13 protein-coding genes and 1 other RNA gene are annotated in these 14058 nt (G+C 69.8%); 10 read left to right on the forward strand and 4 right to left on the reverse strand.

Going from position 1 to position 14058, the window contains the following annotated elements; genetic code table 11:
* Positions 1-71 precede the first annotated feature (71 nt).
* A complete protein-coding gene (locus G5B56_RS07535) occupies positions 72-377 on the forward strand; it encodes a DUF2007 domain-containing protein (RefSeq protein ID WP_164962796.1) in 306 nt (101 codons plus the stop codon).
* Positions 374-1288 carry a DMT family transporter gene (locus tag G5B56_RS07540; protein ID WP_029718761.1) on the forward strand — a complete coding sequence of 305 codons (915 nt, stop codon included), beginning with the start codon at positions 374-376 and terminating at the stop codon, positions 1286-1288. The genes G5B56_RS07535 and G5B56_RS07540 overlap by 4 nt, the downstream gene beginning before the upstream one ends.
* 63 nt (positions 1289-1351) lie before the next feature.
* Here G5B56_RS07540 and ssrA read toward each other — a convergent pair.
* From ssrA to ompA, 4 genes are all read right to left on the reverse strand, one after another.
* Positions 1352-1725, reverse strand: a transfer-messenger RNA (tmRNA) gene (ssrA, locus tag G5B56_RS07545).
* 13 nt (positions 1726-1738) lie between these two features.
* Positions 1739-2401, reverse strand: a complete 663-nt coding sequence (gene gph, locus G5B56_RS07550; protein WP_164962797.1) for a phosphoglycolate phosphatase — start codon at positions 2399-2401, stop codon at positions 1739-1741.
* A complete protein-coding gene (ubiG, locus tag G5B56_RS07555) occupies positions 2401-3105 on the reverse strand; it encodes a bifunctional 2-polyprenyl-6-hydroxyphenol methylase/3-demethylubiquinol 3-O-methyltransferase UbiG (RefSeq protein ID WP_164962798.1) in 705 nt (234 codons plus the stop codon). Before ubiG ends, gph begins: the two co-directional genes overlap by 1 nt.
* A gap of 79 nt (positions 3106-3184) precedes the next feature.
* Entirely contained in the window at positions 3185-3829 is a 645-nt protein-coding gene (ompA, locus tag G5B56_RS07560; RefSeq protein WP_164962799.1) for an outer membrane protein OmpA, read from the reverse strand.
* Between the two features lie 268 nt (positions 3830-4097).
* Here ompA and gyrA point away from each other — a divergent pair, with 268 nt between their 5' ends.
* The 8 genes from gyrA to G5B56_RS07600 all read left to right on the forward strand — a co-directional run bounded on the left by gyrA (position 4098) and on the right by G5B56_RS07600 (position 14006).
* Complete coding sequence (gene gyrA, locus G5B56_RS07565) at positions 4098-6782, forward strand: DNA gyrase subunit A (RefSeq protein ID WP_164962800.1); 2685 nt, start codon at positions 4098-4100, stop codon at positions 6780-6782.
* The gene (locus tag G5B56_RS07570) at positions 6782-7387 is read left to right on the forward strand and encodes a hypothetical protein (RefSeq protein ID WP_009858510.1); all 606 of its coding nucleotides are present in this window, start codon (positions 6782-6784) and stop codon (positions 7385-7387) included. Before gyrA ends, G5B56_RS07570 begins: the two co-directional genes overlap by 1 nt.
* Positions 7384-8490 (forward strand): prephenate dehydratase, encoded by a 1107-nt coding sequence (gene pheA, locus G5B56_RS07575; RefSeq protein ID WP_009858509.1) that lies wholly within the window; start codon positions 7384-7386, stop codon positions 8488-8490. The genes G5B56_RS07570 and pheA overlap by 4 nt, the downstream gene beginning before the upstream one ends.
* Positions 8490-9371 carry a prephenate dehydrogenase gene (locus tag G5B56_RS07580; RefSeq protein ID WP_164962801.1) on the forward strand — a complete coding sequence of 294 codons (882 nt, stop codon included), beginning with the start codon at positions 8490-8492 and terminating at the stop codon, positions 9369-9371. Before pheA ends, G5B56_RS07580 begins: the two co-directional genes overlap by 1 nt.
* Before the next feature lie 16 nt (positions 9372-9387).
* Complete coding sequence (locus G5B56_RS07585) at positions 9388-11424, forward strand: bifunctional 3-phosphoshikimate 1-carboxyvinyltransferase/cytidylate kinase (RefSeq protein WP_164962802.1); 2037 nt, start codon at positions 9388-9390, stop codon at positions 11422-11424.
* Positions 11425-11566: 142 nt separating this feature from the next.
* A complete protein-coding gene (gene rpsA, locus G5B56_RS07590; protein WP_009858506.1) occupies positions 11567-13282 on the forward strand; it encodes a 30S ribosomal protein S1 in 1716 nt (571 codons plus the stop codon).
* A gap of 81 nt (positions 13283-13363) precedes the next feature.
* The gene (locus G5B56_RS07595; protein WP_009858505.1) at positions 13364-13675 is read left to right on the forward strand and encodes an integration host factor subunit beta; all 312 of its coding nucleotides are present in this window, start codon (positions 13364-13366) and stop codon (positions 13673-13675) included.
* A 25-nt stretch (positions 13676-13700) separates the two neighbouring features.
* Positions 13701-14006 (forward strand): lipopolysaccharide assembly protein LapA domain-containing protein, encoded by a 306-nt coding sequence (locus tag G5B56_RS07600; protein WP_009858504.1) that lies wholly within the window; start codon positions 13701-13703, stop codon positions 14004-14006.
* Positions 14007-14058 lie beyond the last annotated feature (52 nt).

The following is a 14058-nucleotide window of genomic DNA, read 5'->3' on the forward strand; positions in this document are numbered from 1 at the left end:
CTCCTCGTGACGAGCGCGCAGATTAAGCGATGCCGAACCGCCACACCGGCGGTGGCATGATCGCCCGCCCGATGAGAAGACTGATCCAAGCCCCCAACCTCGTGCTGGCCACCCTCTGGGCCGACCAGCTCGGCGCCGCCGGCATCGCCGCCAGCGTGCAGCGCGCCTTCGCCAGCGGCATCGCCGGCGAGATCCCGCCCGACCAGAGCCTGCCGGAGGTCTGGGTGCCCGACGACGAGCACGCCCGCGCGCAGACGCTGCTCGACGAGTGGCGGCACCCGCCGCACCACACCTGGGCCTGCGCCCGCTGCCACGAGATCGTCGAGGGGCCGTTCGAGCAATGCTGGAACTGCGGCGCCGAGAGGCCCGCAGCATGACGCTCACACCCCGGATCGCGGCACTGCTGACCGTGCCGCCCATGCTGTGGGCGGGCAACACGTTGCTCGGCCGCCTGCTGGCGCCGGTGATGCCGCCGCTGCTGCTGAACTGCCTGCGCTGGTGGCTGGCACTGGCCATCCTGCTGCCGCTGGGCTGGCGCGCGATCGGCACACCCGAGCGCCGCGCCGAGATCCGCGCCCGCTGGCGGCCGCTGGCCGGCCTGGGGCTGCTCGGCGTGGGCGCCTACAACGCGCTGCAGTACCTGGCGCTGCACACCTCGACGCCGATCAACGTCACGCTGATCGCCTCCAGCATCCCGCTGTGGATGATGCTCGTCGGCGCCCTCTTCTATCGCGAGCGCCCGCGGGGCGGGCAACTGGCCGGCGCGGTGCTGTCGCTGGCCGGCGTGATGGTGGTGCTGCTGCGCGGCGACCTGTCCAGCCTGGGCACGATCCGGCTCGTCGCCGGCGACCTGTGGATCCTGGTCGCGGCCCTCGCCTGGGCCGGCTACAGCTGGCAGCTGGCGCGGCCGGCGGCGTCGATGCGCGGCGAGCAGCGGCCCGACTGGAACTGGGCCGAGTTCCTGCTCGTCCAGGTGATCTTCGGCGTCGGCTGGGCGACCTTGTCGGCCGTCGGCGAGGCGATCTGGATGCCACAGCCGGTGCAGTGGTCGCCGATGGCCGTCGCGGCGCTGGTCTTCATCGCCGTCGGGCCGTCGGTGCTGGCCTTCCGCCTCTGGGGCCGCGGCGTCGCCGAGGTCGGCCCGGCGATCGCCGGCTTCTTCGCCAACCTGACGCCGCTGTTCACCGCGCTGTTGTCGGCAGCGCTGCTGGGCGAGCCGCCGCACCCGTACCACGCGCTGGCCTTCGCGCTGATCGTCGGCGGCATCGTGGCGTCGAACCGGCGCTGACACTCGCCGCGCGCAGACGAAGAAAAACCCCGGTCGCTTGCGCGGCCGGGGTTTCGGTTTGGATGGTGGAACCGGGGGGAATCGAACCCCCGTCCGCAAGCCATCGCCGGACGGTTCTACATGCGTAGCTGGCTGATTTGAGTTTGAGGGCCCGGATCGCGCAGCAGCACGCTATCCGTTCCCCGAGTCACTTGGTTTTAGGCCCGCACCGAGTGACGCGGCGCGGGACGAGCCAATGTGAATGACCTCGCAGTCTTCGGCGTTGCCGCCTCAGACCCAGCCCATCGGCCAACTGTTGCGAGGCTCACCGGTGTTAAGCGGCGAGGGCGAAACGTTCGTCGTTCGCAGTTACTTTGTTTCCAGTGGATTTACGAGCGAACTGGTGCTCGGCATGCCCCGCGCCGACTCCGCACCCACGTCGAAGCCAGGTCGGTCCCTGAGGTGTCTAGTTTAGGCCAGATCCAGCCAGTTCAAGAGCGCGAAGGGTTCTTCGAGCACCGCATCGGCGCCCCAGGCGTGAATCGGCTCGCCGCAACCCAGGTAGCCCCAGCCGGCGGCCAGCGTGTGCATGCCGGCGGCGCGGCCGGCGACGATGTCGCGGTGGTCGTCGCCGACGTAGACGCAACGCTCTGGCGCGACGCCCAGGCGGCGTGCCGCCTCCCACAGCGGCTCGGGGTGAGGCTTGGCGTGAGGCGTGGTGTCGCCGGCGATCAGCGCTGCAGCACGGGTCTGCAGCGCCAGCCCGCGCACGACGGGCTCGGCGTAGCGCATCGCCTTGTTCGTCACGATGCCCCAGCGCAGGCCGGCGCCGTCGAGCGCCGCGAGCACCGGCTCGACGTGCTCGAAGACGCGGGTGGCCTGCAGCAGACGCTCGGCGTAACGCGCGAGAAAGGCGTCGCGCAGCGGCTCGAAACCTTCGTCACCAGGCGCCAGGCCGAAGGCGGCGCCGACCATGCCACGCGCGCCGGTGCCGACCATCGGCCGCAGGCGCTCGTACGGCAGCGGGGCGAGCCCGCGAGCGATGCGCAGGTCGTTGGCCGCGCCGGCCAGATCGGGCGCGCTGTCGACCAGGGTGCCGTCGAGGTCGAACAGCACCACCTCGGCACGCGCCATCAGCCGGGCTTCCGCGTCGCGACGAGGTAGTTGACGCTGGTGTCGTCGGACAGCCAGTAGCGCTTGGTCAGCGGGTTGTATTGCAGGCCTCGGCTGCCGGCCGGCGTCAGGCCGGCGTCGCGGCACCAGCGCGTGAGTTCGCTCGGGCGGATGAAACGTTCGTACTCGTGCGTGCCGCGCGGCAGCATCTTCAGCACGTACTCGGCGCCGACGATCGCGAACAGGAAGGCCTTGGGGTTGCGGTTGAGCGTCGAGAAGAACACCCAGCCGCCGGGCTTGGCGAGCCTGGCGCAGGCCTCGATGACCGACGCCGGATCGGGCACGTGCTCGAGCATCTCCATGCAGGTGACGACGTCGAAGCTCCCCGGGCGCTCGGCAGCCAGCGCCTCGGTCGCGATCTCACGGTACTCGAGGTTCATCACCTCGGACTCGAGCGCATGCAGGCGCGCGACACCGAGCGCCTTGGTCGACAGGTCGATGCCGGTCACGTGCGCGGCACGGCCGGCCATCGACTCCGACAGCACGCCGCCGCCGCAGCCGACGTCGAGCACGGTCTTGCCGCGCAGCCCGGCCAGGCTGTCGATCCAGTCCAGGCGCAGGGGGTTGATCTCGTGCAGCGGCCGGAATTCGCTCTCCGGGTCCCACCAGCGGTGGGCGAGATCGCTGAACTTGGCCAGTTCCTGGGCGTCGGCGTTGACGGTCATGCTCGAATCCTAAGCGCAACAAACGGAAAACCCCGCCGAGGCGGGGTTTCATGCGGGGAACCCGATGGGTTCCGGGCGATTACTTCTTGGTACGCGTACCGACCACTTCGATTTCCACGCGACGGTTCTTCGCGCGGCCTTCGCGGGTCTTGTTGTCGGCGACCGGCTGCTTCTCGCCCTTGCCTTCGGTGTAGACGCGGTTCTTCTCGATGCCTTGATCGACCAGATAGGCCTTCACGGCGTCGGCGCGCTTGACCGACAGCTTCTGGTTGTAGCCATCCGGACCCGTGGCGTCGGTGTGACCCACGGCGATGACGACTTCTAGGTTGACGGCCTTGGCCTTGGCGGCCAAGTCGTCGAGCTTCGCCTTCGCTTCGGGCTTCAGGACAGCCTTGTCGAAGTCGAAGAACGCGTCAGCGGCGAAGGTGACCTTCTCGCTGACCGGAGCCGGCGGCGGCGGCGGCGGGGGCGGGGGCGGCGGGGGCGCCACGACCTTGGGCGCCGGGGCCGGCGCCGGGGGCTTCAACGCACCATCGCACTCGGCCGCGGCAGTGGCCGGGGTCCAGTTGCTGTCACGCCAGCAGAGCTCGTTCGTCCCGTTCTTCCAGACGGTGCCGTCCGAGGCGCGCCAGTTGTCGATCGTCTTGTCCTGGGCCAGGACCGCGATCGGGGCGGCGAGCGCAGCGGTTGCAAAAAGCACCGCCACCCTGTTCAGTTTCTTCATGTTTCTCCTCTCGAGGAAAGCCGCAGCAGAACTGCGATACGTCCAAACCGAAAGCCTGAACTCCGGGCAAATCCCGACACGCCGGGTACTTACCACCTGCGAACGATTGTGCCATAGGGCACGGACGCGCCTGCATTCTCACCCCTGTGCTTGGGCGTGCTCGACCCGCTGTTGCGCTGCCACGACAAGCGCCGCACCGTAGAATCTCCCGTCCCGTGCCAGGCCGCTCCGGCCCGGCCGCTCTTGCTCGCGCGCCGCGCGGTTACGCATGTCCCAGTTCGCCAAGGAAACCCTGCCGATCAGTCTCGAAGAGGAGATGCGGCGTTCGTACCTCGACTACGCGATGAGCGTGATCGTCGGACGCGCCCTCCCCGACGCCCGGGACGGCCTCAAGCCCGTGCACCGTCGTGTCCTGTACGCGATGCACGAGCTGTCCAACCACTGGAACCGGCCGTACAAGAAGAGCGCGCGCATCGTCGGCGACGTCATCGGTAAGTACCACCCGCACGGCGACACCGCGGTCTACGACACCATCGTGCGCATGGCGCAGGACTTCAGCCTGCGCCACATGCTCGTCGACGGCCAGGGCAACTTCGGCTCGGTCGACGGCGACAGCGCCGCGGCGATGCGCTACACCGAGATCCGCCTGGCGAAGATCGCCCACGAGATGCTCGAGGACATCGACAAGGAAACGGTCGATTTCGCCCCGAACTACGACGGCTCCGAAAAGGAGCCGACGGTGCTGCCGGCGCGGCTGCCGAACCTGCTCGTCAACGGCTCGGCCGGCATCGCGGTCGGCATGGCGACCAACATCCCGCCGCACAACCTCAACGAGATCGTCGACGCCTGCCTGCACCTGCTGAAGGTGCCCGAGGCGACGATCGAGGAGCTGATGGAGATCGTGCCGGCGCCGGACTTCCCGACCGCCGGCATCATCTACGGCCTCGAAGGCGTGCGCGAGGGCTACCGCACCGGGCGCGGGCGCGTCGTGATGCGCGCCAAGTGCCACTTCGAGGACATCGACCGCGGGCAGCGTCAGGCGATCATCGTCGACGAGATCCCGTACCAGGTGAACAAGAAGACGCTGCTCGAGCGCATCGCCGAGCTCGTCAACGAGAAGAAGATCGAAGGCATCAGCCACATCCAGGACGAGAGCGACAAGTCCGGGATGCGCGTGGTCATCGAGCTCAAGCGCGGCGAGGTCCCCGAGGTCGTCCTCAACAACCTCTACAAGCAGACCCAGCTGCAGGACAGCTTCGGCATCAACATGGTCGCGCTGGTCGACGGCCAGCCGCGCCTGTGCAACCTGAAGCAGCTGCTCGACATCTTCCTCGAGCACCGCCGCGAGGTCGTCACCCGCCGCACGGTCTACGAGCTGCGCAAGGCGCGCGAGCGCGGCCACGTGCTCGAAGGCCTGGCGGTGGCGCTGGCCAACATCGACGAGTTCATCGAGACCATCAAGACCAGCCCGACGCCGCCGGTGGCGAAGGCCGCGCTGATGGCCAAGGCCTGGGACAGCTCGATGGTGCGCGAGATGCTCGCGCGTGCCGAGGAGTCGACGGCCGGCGGCCGCGCCGCCTACCGCCCCGAGGGCCTGCCCGCGGGCTACGGCCTGCAGGCCGACGGCCTGTACCGGCTGTCCGAGGACCAGGCGCAGGAAATCCTGCAGATGCGGCTGCAGCGCCTCACCGGCCTGGAGCAGGACAAGATCATCGGCGAGTACCGCGAGGTCATGTCGCAGATCGCCGACTTGCTGGACATCCTCGCCCGTCCCGAGCGCGTGACCGCGATCCTCGTCGAGGAGCTGAACGCGCTGCGCCAGGAGTTCGGCCAGGCCAAGGTCGGCGCGCGCCGCAGCGTCATCGAGCGCAACGCCCTCGAGCTCGGCACCGAGGACCTGATCACGCCGACCGACATGGTCGTCACGCTCAGCCACACCGGTTACATCAAGAGCCAGCCGCTGACCGAGTACCGCGCCCAGCGCCGCGGCGGCCGCGGCAAGCAGGCGACGCAGACCAAGGACGACGACTGGATCGACCAGCTCTTCATCGCCAACACGCACGACTGGATCCTGTGCTTCTCGGATCGCGGCCGCGTCTACTGGCTCAAGGTCTGGGAAGTGCCGCAGGGCTCGCGCAACTCGCGCGGCAAGCCGATCGTCAACATGTTCCCGCTGCAGCCCGGCGAGAAGATCACCGTCGTGCTGCCGCTGACCGGCGAGTTCCGCAGCTTCCCGGCCGACCACTACGTCTTCATGTCGACCGCGCTGGGCACGGTGAAGAAGACGCCGCTGGACGAGTTCAGCAACCCGCGCAAGGCCGGCATCATCGCCGTCGGCCTGGACGAGGGCGACTACCTGATCGGCGCCGCGCTGACCGACGGCCGCCACGACGTGATGCTGTTCTCCGACGGCGGCAAGGCCGTGCGCTTCGACGAGGACGACGTGCGCCCGATGGGCCGCAACGCCCGCGGCGTGCGCGGCATGGCGCTCGAGCCCGGCCAGAACGTCATCGCGATGCTGGTGTCCGACCGCGGCGACGAGGCCCGCGACGTCGGCGAGGACAGCACGCGCGTCAGCGTGCTGACCGCCACCGAGAACGGTTTCGGCAAGCGCACGCCGATCGGCGAGTACACCCGCCACGGCCGCGGCACCAAGGGCATGATCGCGATCCAGCAGAGCGAGCGCAACGGCAAGGTCGTCGCCGCGACCCTGGTGCGCGAGACCGACGAGATCATGCTGATCACCGACCGCGGCGTGCTCGTGCGCACCCGGGTCGCCGAGATCCGCGAGATGGGCCGCGCCACGCAGGGTGTGACGCTGATCGCGCTGGACGACGGCGCCAAGCTATCCGGCCTCCAGCGCATCGTCGAGAACGACGCCCAGACCGACGCCGCGGCCGGCGACGACACTGCCAACGACAGCGCCGGCGACGCCGGCACGGAGAACGCGTGATGACCCAACGATTCGTGCTTGCCCTGGCGCTTGCCGCGGCCCTCCCGGCCATGGCGCAGAAGGCGCCAGCGCCCGCCTCCACCGCGCCCGCGGCATCGGCCACCGCCCCGTCGAGCCCGGCGAAGAAGGCCCTGGTCGCCAAGATCCTGCAGATCCAGCAGCCGGCGATCGAGAACATGGCGCGCCAGCTCGCCGAGCAGCCGGCGCTGGCGATGATGCAGCAGGCGGCGATGGCGCTGCAGCGGCTGCCCGCCGAACAGCGCACGGCGCTGGCCCAGGGCCTTCAGGCCGATGCCAAGAAGTACGCCGACGAGGCGGCGCCGATCGTGCGCGACCGCGCCGTCAAGCTCGCGCCGAGCACCGTCGGCGCCATCCTCGAGCAGCGCTTCAGCGAAGAAGAGCTCAAGCAGCTGGTCACCATCCTCGAATCGCCGGTGAACCGCAAGTTCCAGTCGATGAACGGCGACATGCAGCGCGCGCTGGGTGAGAAGCTGGTCGCCGAGACCAAGCCGCTGGTCGAACCCAAGGTGCGCGCGCTGGAGCAGGCCGTGCGCAAGCGCTTCGAGGCCATCACCCCCGCCGCGGCGGCCAGCGCACCGAAGTGAAGACGCCCAAGGTCGAGTCCTCCGACGAGCTCGTCGGCCTGCGCCAGCAGATCGACGCGGTCGACCGCGAACTGCTCGAGCTGCTCAACCGCCGCGCCGGCCTGGCGCTGGCGGTGGGCGAGCTGAAGAAGCGCGAGGGCTCGGTCGTCTTCCGCCCCGAACGCGAGGCCCAGGTCATCGACGGCATGAAGGCCGTGAACCCGGGGCCGCTGCAGACCGCGAGCATCGCGCCGATCTGGCGCGAGATCATGTCGGCCTGCCGCGCGCTGGAGACACCGACCCGCGTGGCCTACCTGGGCCCTGCCGGCACCTTCAGCGAAGAGGCGGCGATCGGCTACTTCGGCAGCTCGCTGCTGCGCGTGCAGTGCGCGAGCATCGACGAAGTCTTCCACGCCGTCGCCTCGGGCGCGGCCGACTTCGGCGTCGTGCCGGTCGAGAACTCGACCGAAGGCGTGGTCGCGCGCTCGCTCGATCTCTTCCTGCACACGCCGCTGTTCATCATCGGCGAGACCAGCCTGTTCATCCGCCAGAACCTGCTGCGGCGCGAGAACTCGCTGGACGGCATCCGCGCCGTCTGCGCCCACCCGCAGGCGCTGGCGCAATGCCACGGCTGGCTCAGCCACCATCTGCCCGACGCCGAGCGCCGCCCGGCGTCAAGCAACGCCGAAGGCGCGCGCCTGGCCTCGCTGGACACCAGCGTCGCGGCCATCGCCAGCGTGCGCGCGGCCAGCGAGTTCGGCCTGCACGTGCTGGCCCCGGCGATCCAGGACGATGCCCACAACCGCACGCGTTTCGCGATCGTCACCCACCCCGACCGCCACCCGGTGCCCAAGCCTTCGGGCCACGACTGCACGAGCCTCGTGCTGTCGGTGAAGAACCGGCCGGGCGCGGTGCACGACATGCTGGTGCCGCTCAAGCGCCACGACGTCTCGATGTCGCGCTTCGAGTCGCGCCCGGCGCGTTCGGGCCAGTGGGAGTACTACTTCTACATCGACGTGCAGGGCCACCCCGACGAGCCCAAGGTCGGCGCCGCGCTGCGCGAACTGCACGACGCCTGCGCCTTCTTCAAGATCCTCGGGGCCTACCCGGTGGACGTGCACTGATGTTCCAGCAACTCGGCGTCATCGGCTGCGGACTGATGGGCGGCTCCTTCGCGCTGGCGCTCAAGCGCGCCGGTCTGGTCAAGCGTGTCATCGGCTACAGCAAGAGCCCGTCGACGACCGAACGCGCGAAGAAGCTCGGCGTCATCGACGTCGTCGCCGAATCGGCGCTGCTAGCCGTCGCCGGCTCGGACATCGTGCTGCTTTCAGTGCCGGTGGCCGCCACCGAAGCGACCTTCAAGGCCATCCGCCACCTCGTCGAGCCGGGCGTGCTGTTCATGGACGTCGGCAGCACCAAGCGCGATGTCGTCGACGCCGCGCGCCGCGTGCTGCGCGAGCGCCTGCCGTCCTTCGTGCCGGCGCACCCGATCGCCGGCAAGGAACTGGCCGGCATCGGCCACGCCGACGCGGCGCTGTACGCCGGCCGCCAGGTCATCCTGACGCCGCTGCCGCAGACCGCGCCCGACCTGGTGCAGAAGGCCACCGACGTCTGGTCGGCGATCGGCGCGCAGGTGCTGAAGATGACGCCGGAGAACCACGACGCCGCCTTCGCCGCCGTCAGCCACCTGCCGCATTTGCTGGCCTTCGCCTATTTCTCGGCGGTGGTCGGCCAGCCCGCGGGGCGCGACTTCCTGTCGCTGGCCGGCCCGGGCTTTCGCGACTTCACGCGCATCGCCGCCAGCAACCCCGAGATGTGGCGCGACGTGCTGACCGCCAACCGCGAAGAGATCCTCAAGCAGTCGCAGCGCTTTCGCCAGTCGCTCGACGCCTTCGAGCAGCTGATGCTGAGCGGCAACACCGACGCGCTGGAGACGATGATCCGCGCCGCCGCCGAAGGCCGTGCCGGCTGGCAGATGGGCGCGCCGCGATCGACGCAGCGCTGACGCCTTTTCCGACCCGATGTTCCGCACTCCCTTCCTCGACCTGCCGCCGATGGCAGGCGCGGCCGGCGCCGTCCGGCTGCCCGGCTCCAAGAGCATCTCCAACCGCGTGCTGCTGCTCGCCGGCCTGGCCGACGGCACGACGCGCGTGCACGACCTGCTGGCCAGCGACGACACGCGCGTCATGCTCGACGCACTGCGTGCACTGGGCTGCGGCATCACCCACGACGCCGACGGCACGCTGGCCGTCACCGGCATCGGTGGCCGGCTGGCGGTGCACGAGGCCAGGCTCTTCCTCGGCAACGCCGGCACCGCGATGCGGCCGCTGGCCGCGGCGCTGGCCGTGCTGGCGACGCTGCAGGGAGGCGACTTCGAGCTCTCCGGCGTGCCGCGCATGCACGAGCGCCCGATCGGCGACCTGGTCGACGCGCTGCGCCCGCTCGGCTGCACGATCGACGAGCTCGGCACGCCGGGCTACCCGCCGCTGCGCCTGCGCGGCAACGCCGGCGGCCGGCTGGCGCTGGAGCGCCCGATCCGCGTGCGCGGCGACGTCTCCAGCCAGTTCCTGACCGCGCTGCTGCTGGCCCTGCCGCTGGCCGCCGGCGAACGCGATCTCGTCGTCGAGGTCGACGGCGAACTCATCTCCAAGCCCTACGTCGAGATCACCGTCAACCTGCTGGCGCGCTTCGGCATCGCCGTGCGGCGCGAAGGCTGGCAGCGTTTCACGATCCCGCAGGGCAGCCGCTACCGCTCGCCGGGCGACATCCACGTCGAGGGCGACGCCTCGTCGGCCTCGTACTTCGTCGCGCTGGGCGCGATCGCCGCCACCGGCGGCGACGCGGTGCGCATCGAAGGTGTCGGCAGCGACTCGATCCAGGGCGACATCCGCTTCGTCGAGGCCGCCCAGGCGATGGGCGCCGACGTGCGCACCGGCCCCGGCTGGCTGGAGGTGCGCCGCGGGCGCTGGCCGCTGGCCGGCATCACGCTGGACGCCAACCACATCCCCGACGCCGCGATGACGCTGGCGGCGATGGCGCTGTACGCCGAAGGCCCGACGCGCATCGAGGGCATCGCCAGCTGGCGCGTCAAGGAGACCGACCGCATCGCCGCGATGGCCGCCGAGCTGCGCCGCGTCGGCGCGACGGTCGTCGAAGGCGCCGACTTCATCGAGGTCCGCGCGCCGCAGGCCTGGCAGCCGGCCGAGATCCGCACCTACGACGACCACCGCATGGCGATGTGCCTGTCGCTGGCGGCGTTCAACCCGACCGTCGGCGCGCGCGTGCCTGTGCGCATCCTCGAGCCGCACTGCGTCGCCAAGACCTTCCCCGACTACTTCGAGGCCTTGTTCGGCCTGGCGCGCGCCGAGCCGGCCGAGGTGCCGGTGATCACGATCGACGGCCCGACGGCCTCGGGCAAGGGCACGCTGGCCGCCGAGGTCGCCGCGGCGCTGGGCTACGCGCTGCTGGACTCGGGCGCGCTGTACCGCGCCACCGGCATCGCCGCGCTGTGGGACGGCGTCTCGCCCGAGGACGAGCCGGCGCTGGCGGCGCTGGCCGCCGGTCTGGACCTGCGTTTCGGCGACGGCGCCGACGCCGGCCGCACCTGGCTGCGCGGGCGCGACATCACCGACGAGCTGCGCCTGGAAACGACGGGCCTGATGGCCTCGCGCGTGTCGGTCTGGCCGGCGGTGCGCGCGGCGCTGCACGAGCTGCAGCTGTCGTTCCGCCGCGCGCCGGGCCTGGTGGCCGACGGCCGCGACATGGGCACCGTGATCTTCCCCGACGCGCCGCTGAAGGTCTTCCTCACGGCCAGCGCCGCCCAGCGCGCCGAGCGGCGCCATAAGCAACTGATTTCCAAGGGAATTTCTGCTAATATCGACGACCTTCGCGCGGACCTCGAGGCGCGGGACTTGCGTGACCGATCGCGCAGCGTCTCGCCGTTGAAGCCGGCCGAAGACGCGCTGGAACTCGACAACTCGGCACTGTCCATCGAAGCCTCGGTGGCCCAGGTGCTGGCTTGGTGGCAACAGCGCCGCCCGTTCGGCCGCACGGCCTGACGCGCGTTCTCCCCAGGTTCCGCTGCGCTCCCCTTCCGGCCGTCAGGCCACCGGGCGCGGCGGGTGTGTCCAACGAACCCCGCAGCCCCCGCTGCAAGCACCGCCCGGCTCTGCCTTCAACTCCTCCGGGCACAGGAACCACATGTCCGTATCCACTACCGTCATCGCCAAGAGCGGCGCTGATGCCTTCGCCGCCCTGTTCGAGGAATCGCTGAAGAGCTCCGACATGCGTGTCGGCGAGGTGATCTCCGCCGAAGTCGTGCGCATCGAGTTCAACCACGTCGTCGTCAACGCCGGGCTCAAGAGCGAGTCCTACGTGCCCATCGACGAGTTCAAGAACGACCAGGGCGAACTCGAGGTCCAGGTCGGCGACTTCGTCGCGGTGGCGATCGACGCCGTCGAGAACGGCTACGGCGACACCATCCTCAGCCGCGACAAGGCCAAGCGCCTGGCGTCGTGGATGGCGCTGGAGAACGCGCTGGAGTCGGGCGACTTCGTCACCGGCACGGTCAGCGGCAAGGTCAAGGGCGGCCTGACGGTGCTGGTCAACGGCATCCGCGCCTTCCTGCCGGGTTCGCTGCTCGACACGCGTCCGGTCAAGGACATGAGCCCGTTCGAGGGCAAGACCATGGAGTTCAAGGTCATCAAGCTCGACCGCAAGCGCAACAACGTCGTGTTGTCGCGCCGCGCCGTCGTCGAGGCTTCGATGGGCGAAGAACGCGCCAAGCTGCTCGAGACGCTGACCGAAGGCGCCATCGTGCACGGCGTGGTCAAGAACATCACCGAATACGGTGCGTTCGTCGACCTCGGCGGCATCGACGGCCTGCTGCACATCACCGACATGGCGTGGCGCCGCGTGCGTCACCCGAGCGAGGTGGTGCAGGTCGGTCAGGAACTGTCGGCCAAGGTCCTCAAGTTCGACGCCGAGAAGAACCGCGTCAGCCTGGGCATCAAGCAGCTGGGCGACGACCCGTGGCTGGGCGTCTCGCGCCGCTACCCGAACGGCACGCGCCTGTTCGGCAAGATCACCAACATCGCCGACTACGGCGCGTTCGTCGAGATCGAGCCGGGCATCGAAGGCCTGGTGCACGTCTCCGAAATGGACTGGACGAACAAGAACGTCGCCCCGTCCAAGGTGGTCTCGCTGGGCGAGGAAGTCGAAGTCATGGTCCTCGAGATCGACGAAGACAAGCGTCGCATCTCGCTGGGCATGAAGCAGTGCAAGCCGAACCCGTGGGAAGAGTTCGCTTCCAACGTCAAGCGCGGCGACAAGGTCAAGGGCCCGGTCAAGTCGATCACCGACTTCGGCGTCTTCGTCGGCCTGTCCGCGGGCATCGACGGCCTGGTGCACCTGTCCGACCTGTCGTGGCACGAGCCGGGTGAAGCCGCCGTGCGCAACTACAAGAAGGGCCAGGAAGTCGAGGCCATCGTGCTGGCCGTCGACGTCGAGCGCGAGCGCATCAGCCTGGGCATCAAGCAGCTGGACGTCGATCCGTTCACCAGCTTCACGACGCTCAACGACCGCGGCGCCATCGTCACCGGCAAGGTGAAGACGGTCGACCCGCGCGGCGCCGAGATCCAGCTCAACGACGACGTCACCGGCTACCTGCGTGCGTCCGAGATCAGCCGCGACCGCGTCGAAGACGCGCGCAACGTGCTGAAGGAAGGCGACGAAGTCTCGGTCATGATCATCAACGTCGACCGCAAGCTGCGTTCGATCCAGCTGTCGATCAAGGCCAAGGACAACGCCGACGAGCAGCAGTCGATGCAGGCCCTGCGCCAGACCAACGAGCGCGAGAACGCCGGCACGACCAGCCTGGGCGCCCTGCTGCGCGCCAAGCTCGACAACCGCGAGTAATTCGCCGTTGCACGGCCCGCGCGCCCCTTCCAGGCGCGCGGGCCTTTTCGCGTTTCCAGCCGCTTGCGATCCGTCCCTGCCATGACCCGATCCGACCTCGTCGCCCGTCTTGCCGAGCGCTTCTCGCAGCTGACGCAGCGCGACACCGAGTTCGCCGTCAAGACCATCCTCGACGCGATGACCGACGCGCTGGCCCGCGGCCACCGCATCGAGATCCGCGGGTTCGGCAGCTTCTCGATCAACCGCCGTCCGCCGCGCATGGGCCGCAACCCGCGCAGTGGCGAACAGGTCGTGATCCCGGAGAAGCTGGTCCCGCACTTCAAGCCCGGCAAGGCGCTGCGCGAAGCCGTCGACGCGCGCCAACCGGCCGACCGGGATACCGACGCCGCCTGACCGGGCGGCTCCTAGAATCGGCGCCGTGCGCCTTCTCCTCTGGCTCTTCCGGGCCTTCGTCTTCTTCACGCTGTTCGCGTTCGCGCTGAACAACCAGCAGAACGCGACCGTGCGCTGGTTCTTCGGCGCCGAGTGGCAGGCCCCGATGGTCATCGTCGTGCTCGCGGCCTTTGCCGCAGGCGCGGCCGTCGGCGTGCTGGCGATGCTGCCGAGCTGGTGGCGCGAGCGCCGCAAGGCGCGGCTGCAGGCCCCCGCCCCGGTGGCGCCGGCCCCCGCCCCGGCGCCGGCCTCCGAGCTGCCGCTGGAACACCCGCCGCGCGAGGGGCTGTGAGCGCCCGGCGCACCGTTGCGGCCTGATCGGGCCGCCCGATTTCCCGTCCGAG

This window comes from Rubrivivax sp. JA1026 (assembly GCF_011065555.1).
GTDB classification, from domain to species: domain Bacteria; phylum Pseudomonadota; class Gammaproteobacteria; order Burkholderiales; family Burkholderiaceae_C; genus Rubrivivax; species Rubrivivax benzoatilyticus.